This is a genomic window from Psychrobacter halodurans, assembly GCF_017498075.1.
Lineage (GTDB): Bacteria > Pseudomonadota > Gammaproteobacteria > Pseudomonadales > Moraxellaceae > Psychrobacter > Psychrobacter celer.
The window spans coordinates 72,566-89,786 of sequence record NZ_JAGBKN010000013.1; the positions used below are offsets into that span (position 1 = coordinate 72,566).

The 17,221-nt window shown below is 49.3% G+C and carries 13 protein-coding genes and 3 tRNA genes; 14 read left to right on the forward strand and 2 right to left on the reverse strand.

Translation table 11 applies throughout. The annotated features are described in order from the left end of the window. Positions 1–6: 6 nt before the first annotated feature. Both J3491_RS07585 and J3491_RS07590 read right to left on the reverse strand, forming a co-directional pair. Complete coding sequence (locus J3491_RS07585) at positions 7–501, reverse strand: RidA family protein (RefSeq protein WP_207969715.1); 495 nt, start codon at positions 499–501, stop codon at positions 7–9. 41 nt (positions 502–542) lie between these two features. Beyond that, positions 543–1,328, reverse strand: a complete 786-nt coding sequence (locus tag J3491_RS07590; RefSeq protein WP_207969716.1) for a DUF4442 domain-containing protein — start codon at positions 1,326–1,328, stop codon at positions 543–545. A gap of 273 nt (positions 1,329–1,601) precedes the next feature. Between J3491_RS07590 and J3491_RS07595 the strand changes: the two genes are divergently transcribed. From J3491_RS07595 to J3491_RS07660, 14 genes are all read left to right on the forward strand, one after another. Next, on the forward strand, positions 1,602–3,074 hold the full coding sequence (locus J3491_RS07595; protein ID WP_207969717.1) for an McrB family protein: 1,473 nt from the start codon (positions 1,602–1,604) through the stop codon (positions 3,072–3,074). After that, positions 3,074–4,603 carry an McrC family protein gene (locus J3491_RS07600; RefSeq protein ID WP_207969718.1) on the forward strand — a complete coding sequence of 510 codons (1,530 nt, stop codon included), beginning with the start codon at positions 3,074–3,076 and terminating at the stop codon, positions 4,601–4,603. The genes J3491_RS07595 and J3491_RS07600 overlap by 1 nt, the downstream gene beginning before the upstream one ends. Positions 4,604–4,852: 249 nt before the next feature. After that, a tRNA-Pro gene (locus tag J3491_RS07605) sits at positions 4,853–4,929 on the forward strand. A 104-nt stretch (positions 4,930–5,033) separates the two neighbouring features. Continuing rightward, positions 5,034–5,110 (forward strand) — tRNA-Arg (locus J3491_RS07610). Between the two features lie 38 nt (positions 5,111–5,148). Continuing rightward, positions 5,149–5,224, forward strand: a tRNA-His gene (locus J3491_RS07615). 401 nt (positions 5,225–5,625) lie between these two features. Next, positions 5,626–6,549 (forward strand): AraC family transcriptional regulator, encoded by a 924-nt coding sequence (locus tag J3491_RS07620; protein WP_207969719.1) that lies wholly within the window; start codon positions 5,626–5,628, stop codon positions 6,547–6,549. 238 nt (positions 6,550–6,787) lie between these two features. Then, on the forward strand, positions 6,788–7,828 hold the full coding sequence (locus tag J3491_RS07625) for a hypothetical protein (RefSeq protein ID WP_207969720.1): 1,041 nt from the start codon (positions 6,788–6,790) through the stop codon (positions 7,826–7,828). A gap of 78 nt (positions 7,829–7,906) precedes the next feature. Continuing rightward, on the forward strand, positions 7,907–9,109 hold the full coding sequence (gene gspF / locus J3491_RS07630) for a type II secretion system inner membrane protein GspF (protein ID WP_192994451.1): 1,203 nt from the start codon (positions 7,907–7,909) through the stop codon (positions 9,107–9,109). 493 nt (positions 9,110–9,602) lie between these two features. After that, positions 9,603–10,070 carry a type II secretion system major pseudopilin GspG gene (gspG, locus tag J3491_RS07635; protein WP_443555085.1) on the forward strand — a complete coding sequence of 156 codons (468 nt, stop codon included), beginning with the start codon at positions 9,603–9,605 and terminating at the stop codon, positions 10,068–10,070. A gap of 434 nt (positions 10,071–10,504) precedes the next feature. After that, positions 10,505–11,044 carry a protein-disulfide reductase DsbD domain-containing protein gene (locus tag J3491_RS07640; protein ID WP_100748818.1) on the forward strand — a complete coding sequence of 180 codons (540 nt, stop codon included), beginning with the start codon at positions 10,505–10,507 and terminating at the stop codon, positions 11,042–11,044. A 51-nt stretch (positions 11,045–11,095) separates the two neighbouring features. Next, positions 11,096–13,315: a cytochrome c biogenesis protein CcdA gene (locus J3491_RS07645; RefSeq protein WP_100748819.1), complete on the forward strand. Its 2,220-nt coding sequence runs from the start codon at positions 11,096–11,098 to the stop codon at positions 13,313–13,315. A gap of 524 nt (positions 13,316–13,839) precedes the next feature. Continuing rightward, entirely contained in the window at positions 13,840–15,324 is a 1,485-nt protein-coding gene (locus J3491_RS07650; protein WP_207969721.1) for a phospholipase A, read from the forward strand. Positions 15,325–15,370: 46 nt separating this feature from the next. Next, entirely contained in the window at positions 15,371–16,192 is an 822-nt protein-coding gene (locus J3491_RS07655; protein WP_243456218.1) for a ComF family protein, read from the forward strand. Between the two features lie 304 nt (positions 16,193–16,496). Then, positions 16,497–17,221: pilus assembly FimT family protein (locus J3491_RS07660; RefSeq protein WP_243456220.1), on the forward strand; the 725-nt coding region annotated here is incomplete at its 3' end.

Consider the following 17,221-nt stretch of genomic DNA (forward strand, 5'->3'; position numbering starts at 1 on the left):
CCGCGATTATTTGACAGCGATACATTCAACCTCGACGCTTGCGCCCGCCGCCAGCTCTGAGACGCCAAAGGCTGAGCGCACCGGATAAGGCTTGGCCATCGTGGCTTTGTAGACGTCATTAAAGTCAGCAAAGTCATCCATGTCGGTCAGCATCGCCATGCATTTGACCACGTCTGACTTTTGGTAGCCATACTTTAGGAGCGTGGCGTGAATGTTGTCTAGCGCTTGCTTGGTTTCGGCTTTGACGCCGCCTTTGACTAGCTTGCCGTCTTTAAAGCCGATCTGGCCTGACATATATAGTGTATCGCCGACCCGCACCGCTTCAGAAAAGGGATAATTACCACCTTCTCCTAAAAAGACAGGGCTGGATTTGCTAAGCGTGGCATGTTGGCTGGCATTTGCTGGAGCGGCTGTGGCTGTTATGCTAAGCCCTAACGCGCAGGCGCTGACCAGTAGTACCTTGGATAAAGGGGCTGTCAATGTATGGATAAGTTTGGACATCATTGTCTCCTTGTTATGGGTTTTTCATTTGATCACGCAATCTATGTGCTTTTGGCCATATCTGTAGTGGCGGCAGACGAGTCTTGCGCAGAGGTTGTATCGCTTAGTTGTGAAGCGGGTTGAGCATCATCGGTCTGGTGGTCGTCACCTGCATCTGCCAATGCTGCGTCAGCGCTTGCTGCTGTTTGCGCATTCGCTTTGCCTTGACGTCTGGCTTCTAGCTCTGATTTGGGTATCCAAGCCCATGTCATCTCGGCCACGATAGGATCGCGCTCGCTATCAGACTCGCGATCATGGATGACGCAAGGGATGACCATCTCGCCTTTTGGGGTGTTGAGGATGGTCAAGCGCTGCTCATCAGACAAGGTGGCGATAGCGGCGATCTGGCCTTTTTTGATGGGGCGATAAAAATCTACCGAGTAAGATTTAATCAGCAGGACACGGTCCGAGGGCAGGTTTAGACCCAAAATAAACCCCGTGGCTGTTTCGGCCAGCAGGGTGATGGCAACGGCGTGGATAGAGCCGATATGGTTTTGTACGGCTTTAGTGTTGTTTAAGCTGACCGCCACTTGGTTTGGCTCAACCGTCTCATAGTAGACGCCCGTGGTGCCGACATAGGGCACCACTTTACCAAAAGCCTTGGATAAAATACTAGAGCGGGCGCTGGCCGGTAAGTATTTGGTCACTGACAATAGCTTGGTAAATTGGTTACTGACGGGCTTGAGCGTGCTGTTTGGTGGTTCGACTGGCGATCTTGTGCTGTCAGCTACTTTGGCTGGCAATTTATTGGTCAGCTTGGTAGGGAGTTTTTTTAATAATCCTGACATACAAAATTCCTTTATATAGATAGGTTAAAGGTGACATTGCGTATGATGAAACCTCATCAATAACGACGAAGCGCCTATTGGCTGCCAAGTCGTCACCGCTACTATGGTACATTAACCGCGTTCTGCCTACTATTATTAGCATGAACTGCTGCGCTTACAAAATGATAGAAAGGTAACGAGCAGACCGCCCTAACGTCGCCATTTTCCTTGTTATAATCAGCCCGCCTATTGCTTGTTTCATGTTTATACACTTTTGCTCTGCTGGATAATGTTATGTCTGATGTCTTGCTCACTCAACCAAACCGCTCTCACCAACCGGTCAATATCATCTACACGGGCGTCGCTGGTACCGGTAAGACTTATCGATTGCTACAAATCGCCCAGCAATACACCGACGATCTGCCCACCGCTGATGATGAGGCGCTATTGGCCCAGCTGTTACAGGACTTGAGCTGGCGCGAGGTACTGTGCTTGATATTTTTGCAGATGCGCAAGTCGCAGCAGGACTTACTAAAAGTACCAGAGATTGTCGCCCATCCTTTTTTTGTGGCAAAGGCGGCCAAAAATGCCCGCGACAAAAACTTAAGCAGCACCGCTTGGTTGGCGCTGCGTCGCCACAGTCCTGCTGACTCGCGGACGGTCAGCTGTGACAACCGCGCCAGTCAAGCGTATTTTGATAAGGATGAGAGCGGTGCGTGGTATTTGCTGCCTGATAGCATCGAATTGCTAGAGGGTTTATCACAGCAGCTAGACGAATTTGAGCAAGCGCAGCACGACAATAGCGCGCGCCAGCAAGCCTTTAGCCAGCAGCGCTTTAGTATGGTGAGCTTTCACCAAGCATACGGCTATGAAGAGTTTGTCGAAGGGATTCGCCCTGTCATGACGTCTGCCAATACCGCCACCAATGCCGCAGGCCTACAGATGCAGTATGGTATTCAAGATGGCGCGTTTTTGTTGTTGTGTCAGCGCGCCGCTCGCGACCCCAAACAGCGCTATGCTATGCTGATCGATGAGATCAACCGTGCCAACGTATCACGGGTCTTTGGTGAGCTGCTAAGCTTAATCGAGCCAGATAAACGCACTGACATGACCAATGCGATGACGGTAAAGCTGGCGTATTCTGGCCGTACTTTTAGTATTCCGGCCAATGTCGATATTTATGCCACCATGAATACGCAAGACCATTCTTTAGCCCCGCTAGATATGGCGCTGCGCCGGCGCTTCCGATTTGTCGATTGTCCGCCACAGCCTGAGCTGCTACCAAGTATCGAGACAGGCCACAGCGCAGACAGTGCTGAGCCAGTTGCCACGATAGCGCTCGATAAACTACTCAGCGGCCTCAATCAGCGCATCACGCAAACGCTTGGCAGCGAAGCGCAGTTGGGCCATGCGTTTTTGTGGGCGATAGAGAGTCTGGAGCACTTACAACGTGCACTGGCCGAGCAAATCATTCCACAATTAGCGCAAGCCGCAGGTGGGCAAGTGGCGGTGCTACAATATATCTTTCAAGATGACGAGCAGCCGCTAGCGATGCAGTTTATACAAGACAGCCAAGCGCTGCTGGCAGGTAGCCGGCCTACACAGACGGCGACTCAAAACGACAGCGCCGCTGGCTATTTGGGCCATGATTCGTTTTTTGGTCAGCCGCACTCGGCTCTAGGGGCAGGGGGCTATAGGATAAATGCAGATCTTATAGCAGGCACAGGCGCGTTTGCGCAGGCGGCTATCTATCAGCGATTATACTGATGACTGTGCTCCATAACGATAGCGACCTTCATACCGCTGGTAATCCTGAGCTGCTGCGGCCAGCTGTTTCTCAGACAGGCATTATGACAGTGTTTGAGCATCAGCGGCTGACCGCGCGCGACTTTGCGTACGTGACTGATTTTGAGTGGCTACTGGCGCAAGAGTTTGCGGTATTTGGCATCAAGCGCAAGCGGGGCCAGTGGCAGCTTCAGGTGGGTCACTATATCGGTATTGTGCACCTGCCAAGTGGCATGGTGCTTGAGATATTACCCAAACGGATGGCAGCGACAAATACACCGCCTCAACGTCAGTCGCCATCAGAGCAGCAGCGCGCTATCAGCCGCACTCGGCTTTGGGTGCAGAGGATGCTGGCAGATTTGATCGCCAGTAACGACTCATCACCGCAGACACTGCCAAATAGCAAACATCTTGGGCAGTTTGGTCGCCACGCTGCACCCTTACCGATCAACGCTTTGCCATTGTCAGATTGGCTCATTCAGCAGTTTTTGCAAGGACTGACGCAGCACCCACCCACCCAGCACTATCAAACGCAGATCGATAACCAAACCTCATTGCAAGGTCGCCTCGTGATAAAAGAGCAACTGCAGCGCAACCTGCTGCAGCCGCATAAGTTCGTGTGTGAGCGCAGTGTGCTCAGCCAAGATATGCTAGCCAATCGGCTGATCAAAAGTGCTTTAGAGCAACTTAGCCCATTACTACAGACCTCTGTGCGTTTTCGTCGCATCGGTGCTCAGTTGTCGACGACATGGCAGCGGGTCTCTGCGCTACATGCTCATGAGCTGACGCAGTTGGCGACGGTCTATCAGCAAGCCAAATGCCAGCTTGCTGTGCAACCACTGCATGCGAACGCCGTGCAAGGTGCGCAGCAGCTATTAGAGATGGCGTATTGGCTACTGCGCCAGTCGAGTGTCGCTGGGGCAAATGGTATCGCGCCACCTGTAACAAAACAGCGGCCATCATCACTACGTTTGTGCCTGCTGCTAGATATGAACCAAGCCTTTGAGCAGTGGGCCAGCTTACGTATCGCCGCACTGTTTCGGCGCGTCAGTACGGATTATCAGCCGCTGTTTCAGGCGCAGCGGGTCTGGTTAAATGACGAGGAGGGGCGGGCTTGTTTGTCTATCCGTCCTGATTTGTTGATTTATCAAACGCCGCCTGACAATGACAATGACAACTCAACTCATACGCATCACAAGGCAAAGACGGTCACTAACACGGCATGCTGTTATAGTCATGTAATCGATATCAAATGGAAAACGCTAGCAAATGCTGCTGCTATCAGCCCCAGCGATGCTTATCAATTGGCCAGCTATGCGCAGGCTTATCAAGCGCCGCAGGCTTGGCTGGTGTATCCTGTACAAGATGACACGCGGCAACCGACGAGGCTTCACCAGCTGCCTATCACAGAAGCGCTCGCCAGCAAGGTGCCAGATCATGCCACGCTATGGCTAATACCCTTTAACGTCAACACAGGCACGATAAATAAGGGCAGTGACTTGCTTCCTTGAGAAAATGTAGTATAATGCCCCTGTCGATGAGTAGGTAACATCGATATTAAGGCGTTGATTGTGGCCTTTTTTATAAAAACATGCGTTTTTGCGGGAATTTAATAATTCTTTTAAATTTATCAAAAATAGGTGTTGACACAATCAGATTTACCCCTTAATATGTGCACCTCGATAGCGATGAACATGAACAAGTTAGCGGCCTTGCCAATAACAAGTTACTTGACAAAACTATCGTAAAAATAGAAATATCGGAGTGTGGCGCAGTTTGGTAGCGCATCTGGTTTGGGACCAGAGGGTCGTAGGTTCGAATCCTATCACTCCGACCATCTATTTATTTAAGAGCCTTACAGGCTTTTTTTTATGTATGATGATTGAGTTTATATTACAATAGTATTGTAATCTTAATTAGATATATAAAAAGCCCTTAAGAGCGCCTGTAGCTCAGTTGGATAGAGCACCTGCCTTCTAAGTAGGTGGTCGCAGGTTCGAATCCTGCCAGGCGCGCCATTTAGCCTGCATATCTTGCCTTCCTTGGCCATATTATGGCGGTTGTAGCTCAGTTGGTAGAGCCCCGGGTTGTGATCTCGGTTGTCGTGGGTTCGAGTCCCATCAGTCGCCCCAATTTCTCTTTTTCTCTCTTTATCTGTCAGCAGCCTCTTTGGCTCTATTGCTGAACCTCTTTTGTTTCTTTATTAGACCTCCCTGTCATTACTCTTTATATTTATCCTTTGATGCTCATAAATAATGATACTGGTTTTGGCCGGCGTTTTTTTGTGCCTGCGTGTTTATACCGCGATCTGATGCTTGGCGCTCATATTTGTCACTCTATCGTTTGATTTAAGAGCCATTTGCCAAGCACATAAGTGCGGATGGTATTGGCGCGCCTCGAGTTTGGTCTATGTGTCTAACGTATGTATATTTTTAACCAGAGTCCACGAGCGGATATTTGACTTGTGTCCTCTCTATGAGATAGTTTATTTTGCTAGGTTTGGACACTGCTGATAATCACTGAGGAACAACAGATGGACGCTCTAAGCGTATTGCTACAAAATGTGCATTTGTTTGAAACCAAATACTATCGGCTAAATTGCGTCGGTAATTGGTCTTATTCATTGACGAGAAAAGACACAATTTTATTTTACTTGGTGATGTCTGGCAGTTTTTGTATCGATGTTGGCAATGATCGACGAGAGGTACAGGCAGGCGATATTATCATGATTCCCAATACCCATCAGCACACAAGCTATGCGCTAGCGTATGATGGTGATGCCGCCCAGCCGCTAGATGAGATGCTCAATAGCTGCAAAGCGCAGACGCTAGATGTCAAAGGTGAGGGCGAGTCTAATTCGTCTCTGATTTTGATTGAGTGTAAGTATGACAAAGAGATGATACGGCCTTTATTGTCTGTCCTGCCATCGATTTTGCCCGAAATCAATGAAGAATCTGATGGCAGGTTTGAGGTCATTGATGTGGAGATTAAGCTGCTGACCTTGGAGGCTGAGCGCGAGCGTATGGGTAAGACCGCGGTCATCAATCACTGGGCGAGTATCATGATGATTGAGTGTTTGCGCGTCTATATCGAAAGCCTGCCTGAAGCCACTGAGAATTGGCTAAAGGCTATGAAAGATCCGTTTTTGACCAAAGCCTTGGCCGCCATGCATGAAGCGCCAAGCAAAAGCTGGACGATACATAAGCTGGCAGAGGTCGCGGGGATGTCGCGCTCAAGCTTTGCGCAGCGCTTTAAAGACACAGTCGGTATGCCGCCGCTAACGTATCTGATTGATTATCGCTTGCGTTTGGCGGCGCGCTACTTGCGGTTGCAACAAAACAGCATCAGCCGTATCAGTGAGCTGGTCGGCTATGCGTCGGATTCGACCTTTAGCCAAGCATTTAAGCGCGTTTACGGCGTCTCGCCCAAAGCCTATCGCCAGCAGTATCACGGCTAGCGCATGACGTGATGCCGCGTTTATCTGGCTAGGTATTTTGTTTAGTCTAGGTATTTTAAGCCGCGTGCGGCGGTGGGTATTTTGCTGATGGACGGCTGACAATACGTCGATGTTCAGGTACTATGGAATATTGAGTCTTCTGGACGCCAGCGCTTGTGACAAGCGTGCTATATTTCCTTATAAAGCAGGCATATAGTCAGATCTAGATGATGTTTCATTTTGCTGCAGATGGTATGTTATGACTGAACCAACCGCAAAGCCAAACGCCCAAGTCGGTAGCCAATCCGCTATCGAAGCCAATGGCAACAAACCAAGTAATGCGCCTCAAGGCACCGTCAGTGATGCGCAATATCCCATGACAGACGCTCAGGAGGATGACAGTGCTGTGGTCTTTGATAAAGCGGCACTGTTGGCCTTGTTTACGGTTGATAGCGCTGTAGACACGGCGCATACAGTCACGTCACAGGTGCAAACTGATGCTTCTACCGATAAGGACAGCGTTGCCGCCCAGCGTCTGGCCTTGTACCGTGCTCAGCATGAGCGTACACGGCTCTTGTATATGGCTCCTGCCAATACCCGTCCGACTTATTTGGTACAAACGCTCAAATCACAGTTTGTAGAATACCAGCAATATTTGCTGGCGCAGCAGCTTGATAAACGCGGGCTGATGGATACCGATGGGCTTGAGCGCCTTTGGCAGCAGCTACATGTGGTCGACGACATCATCGCTGATATCGTCCGCCACATGCCCGCGCAGCAGCCAGCAGGGTGGCAGCTGACCACTCAAGATGACCGTAACCCGTTGTGCTTTGCCACGATCGGCAAGCTCAAAAACACCAAGCCTATCTTTGATCAAGGCAGCCTCAATAGCTATGTGCTTGGGCACTTTGGGGTGAGTAGTTTTACTTACGATAGAGGCTATTATATCGGCCATGTAGTCGGCTATTTATTTAGTTGTTATTTTTGCGCGCATCTGTCCATTAGCTATAGCGTCACGGCGCTTGCGCCCGAGGTGGTGGCGGATTATGACTACGCCAGTTTAGAGACACCGCATATGGTGCGGCTGCTACAAGGGCTAGACGGCTATTGCAAAAAACGCATTTATCAATTGGCTGTCATCTGTGCACGGCTGAGCGTGTTTGCCAGTGACAAACGCATCGAGAGAATGCTGATCGCTGAGGTCAATGACTTTGATAAAAAGCTCCAACAGCAGCATTTAGATGTCTTGCTCCTCCAAGGGCTGATGCCGGATAGCAACGACTCCACACCGCTGTTTTAGGCGACAAAGCCATGCCCTAAGGTTTTGAGCGCTGTTTTATCATTCACTCTCTTTGATCTTCTTAGGATATCTGCTGCTATGCCAGCCTATCATTTTAAAGCGCTTGATGAGCGCGGCAGTATGCAAAAAGGCCTGCTCGAGGGCGATTCGGCGCGGCAGATACGCCAGCAGCTGCGTGATAAGCAGTGGACGCCCGTGGAAGTCAGTGCGGTCAATGACAGACAAGCTAAGCATAAAAACCGCTATAAAAAGCCCTCCGCTTATGAGCTGGCGCTCTTAACCCGTCAGCTGTCAGTCTTACTGGCAGCAGGTATTCCATTAGAGGAAACCCTAGCCGCCGTCGCCAAACAATCACCAAAGACGCATATCAAATCTTTAATGCTCGCTGTGCGCTCTCATGTGTTAGAAGGCTTGAGTCTTGCGCGTGCACTGCAGCAAGCAGCCAGCTTTCCGCCGCTATATATCGCCACTATTGCCGCAGGCGAGAAATCTGGTCATCTGGATTTGATCCTCAACCAATTGGCAGATTACACCGAAAACCGTTTTGCTTTACAAAAGAAAATCCAAGGGGCGATGGTCTATCCGATTGTGCTGATGGTGATGGCGGTCGGAGTAATCATGGGCTTGATGAGTTTTGTGGTGCCAAAAATCGTCAAGGTCTTTGAGCAATCAGAGCAAGCGCTACCGCTGATCACCCAGATCGTACTCACACTGTCCAATTTTATCACTCAGTGGTGGTGGCTGATGCTGTTGGTATTGGCCGCGCTGGCCTTTTTGTGTTATCGCTTTGCCCAAACGCAAGCGGGCAAGCTGGCCATTGACAGTCTGGTACTCAAGCTACCGATATTGGCGCGCTTGTCTAAGGGGCTCAATGCCGCGCGCTTTGCCAGTACTTTGGCGATATTGGTGCGCTCAGGGGTGCCGCTGATTGAAGCCCTACATATCGGTGCGGCGGTGACGACCAACTTACATATCAAGCAAACCATTGTGAGCGCAGCCGATCGAGTCACAGAAGGCGCTAGCCTCTCTACGCAGTTAGAAAAATCTTCCTATTTTCCGCCGATGATGGTGCAGATGATCAAAAGCGGTGAAAACTCAGGCGAGCTAGAAAACATGCTCAGTCGAGCGGCCAACATGCAAGAGGCCGAAGCCACCAACTTTATCAGTACATTATTGTCATTACTTGAGCCTTTGATGCTGGTGTTAATGGGCGTGGTGGTGATGATTATCGTCATGGCAGTGATGCTGCCGATTGTCAATATGAATGATTTGGCCGGTTAAACGCTATGTAACTTAGGGTGAATCGACGATATAGACTTTGTTTTGAGCGGACTGTATGGGCGATTAGATAACGGTGAGCCGTGGGTCTATCTTGCTTAAACTTGCGCCAGCTTACTTAAGCTTTACTTACTGTTGTACATTGTTGACTGCGAGCCGGATAAACTTCTGCCAACCCCCGTAGTAAGCTATAGTAACCAGCGTCAGTATCTCTAAAACCTGCCCGCTGGTTTATAAAACCAAAAAAGATACAAAGCCAAAAAACATAAATTCATAAGACAAGTCACCTGGCGGCGCTGGATAAAAATAAAATCATGGTCTATAGTGACCATGGTGCCTATATCGATAGATAATGGCGAATAAATCAAATCAGGTAACCATGCGCCAAGTAGCGCCAAGCATTAAACGCCATTTAAGCACCCTGATAACTGACACAACTGCGATGATAAAAGTGATGATAATGACTGATAAAACCCCAGCCGCCCCCCGAGCACAGATGACGATGGACAATACAGGTAGCAGCCCGATAAATACCACTCATGCGAAGCTGAGTGGTCAGTCCGGTTTTACCTTGATCGAGATTATGGTGGTGATTGTCATTTTGGCCATCCTAGCAGGCCTTGTGGTACCCAAAGTGGTGGGACAAAGCGACAGAGCCCGTATCAAAACCACTGAAACCGCACTGGCTACTGTCTCAAACGCGCTTGATATGTATAAAGTGGACAACTCGCGTTATCCTACCACCGCGCAGGGACTAGAGGCGCTGATCACGCCGCCAAGCGACGCGAAAAACTATCCCGAAGGCGGCTATATCAAAGGTGGCTATCCGACAGATGGCTGGGAAAATGAGATGCAGTATGTCGCTCCAGGCAGCGAAGGCCGTCCTTATGACTTGTTTTCATTAGGAGCCGACGGCCAGCAGGGCGGTGAAGGGCAAGATGCGGATATTTACGCGCAGCTATAGTCCACAATAGCAAGGCAAGTAATGTATTGCGGCGCAGGGTAAAGGCAGTCCAAAATGACATCGACATGCCGATATTATCCGTGCTACTGCTATCAATTTATTTGCGAGCTGTGCTCCTAGAGGTTACGAAAAACTCATTCCAGTAACACTGTACCAGTTTTAGAGAGAAGCAAGCTCAAGCTTTGCAGTTTTTTATAATGATTAGATATCAACCAATAACAGCTTATTGGTTGATATTTTTTATTAGTGACACAAGTTATGATTTTTGTTAACCACTCTTTATTGAGTGCGTTTTGCTATAGACTGTCTCGGTATATATATTAATATTATAATTATTTTTAATGTATGTTGCGCTGTATGAGCGGCCTCGCTGCTTTGAGCATGATTTAATCTGCGTTATCAAGTTTGACATCAGTTATTAAGAGGTATCATTTATGGGTATATCGACATCTACGACAAAACACCAGTCAGCCAGCGTGCGTGCGGCGGCCATCATTTTTGCTAGTAGCTCACTGATAGCAGCGGGAACCATAAGCACTCAGGCAGCCAGCCTTAGCGGTTTATTTAACAGCAGCAATAACGGGTCGTCAAAGTTTTTATCAGTTGAGCAAGCGTTTAGCGTGGATAGCAGCAGCAAGGGCACCAAAAAAGGCACGCAGCTGTCGATTACGTTTGATATCACCCCTGAACATTATGTTTATAAAAACCAGCTGAAACTGCGCTTTCCTAAAGGCATCAATGCCACGCCATTTACCTTTAACCAAAAGCCTGTGACCATTGATGATCCGACCTTTGGCAAGGTGCCTGTATTTACTCAAAAAAGTGTCACCGCTACCACCACCTTAACCACTGCCAATGGCAAGGGCGCAAAAAACGTCCCTGTGGTGATTCATTGGCAGGGCTGTGCTGAGGCAGGACTATGCTATCCACCAGAGAAGATCACCACCAAAGTTGATATCGCAGTGCCACGCTAAGCCGTTGCTGACATTTTGATTCGATTCTGAGTAATAAATAGGTAGCCTTTCATGCCCGCACATATAGCAACACAGCCGCCGACCACGACTACCCGCGAAACCATCGCTCCTAAACAAGCCAAGCATGCGCCCCATTACAGTGTAAAAAACCGCCCTTATCTATCGGCACTTGTGCTAAGTGCCAGCGCTCTGCTAGCAGGGCTAAGCGCGCCGATGCCCGCGCACGCAGCAGGATTGGGCGATTTGTTTGGTGGTAGCAGTGACAGTCGTGCACAAAAAAAGTTTTTATCCGTTGATGAGGCTTTTGATGTCAGCAGTAGCAGCAGCCCTGCCAAAGCTGGCACGCGCTTGTCGATCAATTTTGATATCACCCCTGAGCACTATATTTATAAAAATCAGCTCAAGCTGACACTGCCTGATGGGGTAAAGGCCGCGCCGTTTACCTTTAATCAGCAGCCCGTTTCTATCGACGATCCGACCTTTGGCCGTGTACCAGTGTTCGATCAGGCCAATGTAGTGGCGAGCACCACGCTGAGTACGACAGATGGCAAGCCTCTAGACAATGCTGCTATTACGATTGGCTGGCAAGGCTGCGCCAAAGCAGGACTGTGCTATCCACCAGAAAAGATAAAAACCACAGTCAGTATCGCCGCTGCACCCTCCCAGAGCCGCGCCAATAATGCATCAGCGACTGGCCAAGGCGCGACAGCTAAAAGCACTGCGGCCAATGCTGACGCTTATACCGTAGATACTGACGCTCGAGATGAGGCGACTATCAGTGAGCCGCTAACCACATCATCGGCTACTGCGTCGCCAGAGAGTGCTGGCGGCCTTGCTGGTGGGCAGATGGATGATGAAGTCGTCGATTATGATTTGATAGAAGATGTGTCATTGGAGGGTGAGATTGCCGGTGCAGCTGCGCCCATAGCAGACACCCAGCAGTCTTCTGATCGCGCCCCAAGTAGTAGTGAGACTGCCGCTATCGGAATGATGGATAGCGACCCTTTTGGTCTAGCGTCTCATCCATGGCTGGCATTGGCATTGCTGTTTTTAGCAGGTTTGGGCTTGGCCTTGACGCCTTGCGTCCTGCCTATGCTACCCATTGTGGCCAATATCGTCGCCCGTGAAGACAATCCCACGGTCAAACGCGGTGTGCTTTTGACAGGCAGCTACGCCATTGGGGTAGCCACTGCTTATGGGATTTTAGGTGCGGTGATTGCGGTGTTTGGTGAGTCTTTGGGCATCATCGGCTGGCTACAAAACCCGATTATCTTAATCAGCTTTGCCATTGTGTTTGTACTTTTGGCGTTATATATGCTGGGTGTTTTTAATATTCGTTTGCCCAATGCCATCAGTAGTAAGATGCAGCGCTTGAGTCAAGCAGGAGATAGCAAGCTTGGTAGTGCGGGCGGTAGCCTAATCGCTGGTTTTTTATCTGCGCTGGTGGTGTCGCCCTGTGTCTCAGCACCGTTATTTGGCGCGCTGCTGGCGGTGTCCACCATTGGCAGCCCGCTGCTTGGGTTTGTCGCTTTATTTATGCTGGGTTTTGGTCTGTCCGCGCCGCTGATCCTAATCGGTGCCACTCAAGGCAAAATCATGCCCAAAGCTGGCGCGTGGATGAACTGGGTCAAGCAAGGCTTTGCGTTGCTGCTTTTTGCTGTGGCGCTGCTGCTGATTGAGCGCGTCTTTATCTCGCCTGTCATGCTGGTCGTATGGGCGCTTTGGTTTATGGTACTGTCGACATGGGCATGGAGCTGGCTTGGTAAAGGTCGTATCTTAACCCAAGCGCTGGGCTTAATCGCTGGAATTTGGGCGGCTTGTCTGATGGTGGGTGCCGCTTTGGGTAACGACGACAGTCTGCATCCGCTGGCCTCTCTAAGCGCCGCGCCTATGATGATGACATCTGCAAACGGCGTATCAGGTGCGAGCAATAGCGCCAATGACGCGCACATCACTACCCTTGCCGAGCTAGATGCTATTTTGGCTGACAATCCGAAAGTCATTGTCGATCTGACAGCAGAGTGGTGTGTTGAGTGCCGTATTATGGACAAAAACCTATTTCACAATCGTCCCGCTCAGATGCAAGACTGGCTGCTGGTCAGACTCGATATCACAGAGACGACAGAGGACTCAAAAGCCATCTTAGCGCGTTATCAACTATTTGGGCCGCCAGCATTGCTCTATTATCAAGACGGGCAGTTGGTCAATCAGCAAGTAGGGGAAATCGGGCGTTCGGTATTTGAGCAGACTTTAGAGGCGCTCAATCGCTAATCATCTACATGGATGAATAATAGCTGAAAGGGTGAATGTCTCACCTTCAAACACCCGCCTGATGTAACAGCTAATGCTGTATATTTTGCCAATCAAAAGCCAAGCGCCTACTATGTTAGGCGCTTGGCTTTTTTGGATAAGGTGCCTTGGAAGTAGGAGAGTGACCGACTAACTATTTGCTTTTATAGGTATTAAATGTCCTTTTCTGTTTATCTTGTTTGTTTATACAGGCATGGTGCTTGATATAATGGTAACCTTTATTGTCTCTCGCTAGTCAAAGCAAGGGGACATGGAGATTTGCCGTTTTGCGTTTGTGAATATCTGTATTTGTGGCAAGGATAACGCTAGTATAGTGTCTATATTTTCATTACAATAAAGCAACAATGCTGAAGGGCTTGGCAAATTGCCAGCACGGCCCTCGATGTTCATCCATGAATGGTTTTTATATTAGCGCTGATGCTAATGGTATATTCATTATCTAAAATACTCTACTGACCTCATTATTGGTCAGATAAAGGACACCTATGTTTGCTCATATCATTACTCAACGTCAATTACCGCAAGCCTGTGCCACAAGCCAGCCATCTGGTGGCTTATCACTTAACTGTCGTCAAAGTAGCCATCGCCATCTATGTGTTGCAATCGCGGCGGCTTTGAGCTTGACGGCCTTACAAGCTCACGCTGCGATGGACGAGCAAACTTATCGGGAGCTGTCAGTTCCAGACGCGGCGTTTGAGTATGAGGATTATGAGGTGCCGCAGAGCGAGACCGACCCTAAGCCATCAACGAGCGCAGAGGCAGGTAAGCAAAATCGTAAAGTGGTCAGTAAAGAATTTATCGCTAAACAAGCAGAACTGTTTGCTGAATGTACCGAGGTACAGCTGGCGACCGCGCGTTTGGCTTGTTTTGATAAAGTGGCAGAGCAAGGCAAAACGCCGAGCTATACCACCACCAAACAGCCTGTGGACTTAGCCAAAACCTTTCAAAGCACACTGTCAGGCAACCCGCAAGTGGTGTTTGTAGAAGAAAGCTCTACCATCACAACCGATAGCAGCAGCGCCGTCGCTGCCGAGCTGCCCCAACAAGCGGCGTCCTCGCCTGAAACGCAGAGTCTAGACACGGTGGGGTTGACCCAGCGAGAAGCCAAAGTACTCGAAAGTGTTGGTGTCAAGCAAACAGACATCGAAAAGTACACCCCGCTGAGCCTATCTTATGACTTGGATAAAAACAGTGAGCGCGGTACTTGGACCGTCAGACCTTATCGTCCAACCTACGTATTGCCGCTGTTTTATACCTTTGACCCTAACTTGGGGCCAGGCACCCCTTCGCAAGACACTGAGCCTTTTACGTCCAATGACGTCCGTGAGACGGAGCTGAAGTTTCAGCTGTCGTTAAAGACCAAAGTGGCAGAGGACTTGTTTGATAGTAGTGCTGATTTATGGTTTGGCTATACCCAAGAGTCGCACTGGCAGGTATATAACGAGGACAACTCTCGGCCGTTTCGCGCCACCGACTATCAGCCTGAGATATTTTTGACCCAGCCTGTGACCGCTGACTTACCCTTTGGCGGCCGTCTACGTATGCTAGGTGCAGGTGCCATTCATCACTCTAATGGCCAAGATGATCCGTTATCGCGTTCGTGGAACCGCGCGTATCTGATGGCAGGGGCTGAGTGGGGCAAGTTGTCGGTCGTGCCGCGGCTCTGGGCGCGCGTCAATAACGAAAGCAGCAGCAGCGAAGACAACCCTGATATCGAAGACTACATGGGCTATGGTGATATCAAATTCCTATACGACTTGCCAGATCAGCAAAGCCTAAGCGGCACGTTGCGCTATAACCCCAGCACCAACAAAGGCGCGGCGCAGATCGACTACATTTATCCACTGACCGAAAACGTCAATGGCTATGTACAGCTGTTCCAAGGCTATGGCGAGTCTATCATTGACTATAACCACGAAAACACCTCCATCGGTTTTGGTATTGTCTTAAATGATTGGAAGGGGTTTTAAGGCCTTATCGGCGTCGACGGTCTTTGACTGCTAAGGAGTACAAGCAATGCGCCGACTGGCTCCTTATCAAACTGGACTATGGCTGGCAGAGTATGTAGATATACGCTGCCAGCTATGCCGCGTATATCGCAGCACCGCACCATCCCAGCTGCTGTCTTCTCATCTATCCCCAGCCGCTCCTTTTATTGCTGATTCAATGCTTACCGATATTTACCGTGGTAAGGTTGCTCAGTATATCCATCGTCACTTGAGTCGCGGTCTGCTCTGTGCTCATTGTCATTATGGTATTACGTGGCTACCCAAACCATTTAGAGTCGATATCGCAGCTGGCAGCGCCTTGAGTATTCAGGCGTCTACTTTTTATGACTATCCTATTCGGCAAGCCATTCGCGCTTTCAAGCATGACGAAGACATGAGTAAACTGCCACTGATGCTCCATGCGATTCGTCAACTACCACGGCCACGTGGCTGCCATCACGATAATGCTGTCATCGTCGCGATGCCAACCACCCCTCAACGTCTGGTAAAACGTGGCTTTGATCCGGTCAGTATCTTAGCCGCGCAGCTGTCTAAGCATTGGCAGATACCGCTATGGCAAGGTGTCCGGCGTATCGATCACACCGTCAGCCAGCAAGGCCTGACACGCGCTGAGCGCCTCAGTAATCTCAATAATGCTTTTGTGCTGACCGAAACCCCGCCAGTTAAACGTTTACTGCTGTTCGATGATGTCGCAACCACAGGCGCGAGCCTACAAGCGCTGGGTCGCGCTTTGTATAAGCCAGCTACCAATACCGCCTCTGCGTCCTCATTGCCGACCAACCGCTACCACCTATCTGCCTATGCACTCGCTCATGGGAGTCAGCAGTAAGCTTGCTGGCTTGCGACTTCGATTTGATATACACTAAATAATTCTGGAATGTTTCTGTAACGATGATATGAGTAACTGATAAGATAAGAGACCGTATCGCTAGACTTGGTAAATCTATTAGATCAGCAATGAGCATAGACTTGAGTAATAGTAAATGGTACAAAAATTGCAGGTATATAGTTCAAGCCTATTAAACAACCTTTTAAGATGCCTTTATAAAGATTAAATTTCAAGCGGTTAAATACGCTATTGTTTGATAAGAATCACGTCAGTTTTTGACAGTAACCAAGAATAGGATAGCGACATGCATAATTCTACGGTAAAGATATCACAAGCCAGATTTATAGCTTGCTTAGGGTTTACATTAGTTGAGCTAATGGTGACGATCGTGGTCTTAGGTATTGTTGCAAGCATTGCTGCTCCTAGTATAAGTAAACAGTTAGCAAATCAGCGAGTCAAATCAACAACCGCTACTTTAGTAAATGTGTTAAAAGAGGCTAGAGCTGAAAGTAGTATTAATAAAATACCCGTAACCGTCAGCTATATTAATGGAAATCAGTCAAACAATATGATCAATGTTGAGGTTCCCTATTCAGGCCCGTTAGTATCTTTAACAGTAACAAGGCCTAAAGACTGGACAAGCTTTTTTATTAATTCAGCATGGGCGTTAGATAAGCCACCGACAGATCCAGATAGTGGCGGAAACGGAAACGGAAACGGAAACGGGAACGGGAACGGGAACGGAAACGGAAACGGAAACGGAAACGGGAACGGAAACGGGAACGGAAACGGAAACGGGAACGGAAACGGAAACGGGAACGGGAACGGGAACGGAAACGGAAACGGAAACGGAAACGGGAACGGAAACGGAAACGGGAACGGAAACGGAAACGGGAACGGGAACGGGAACGGGAACGGGAACGGGAACGGAACTGGGAACGGGAACGGGAACGGGAACGGGAACGGGAACGGGAACGGGAACGGGAACGGGAACGGGAACGGGAACGGGAACGGGAACGGGAACGGGAA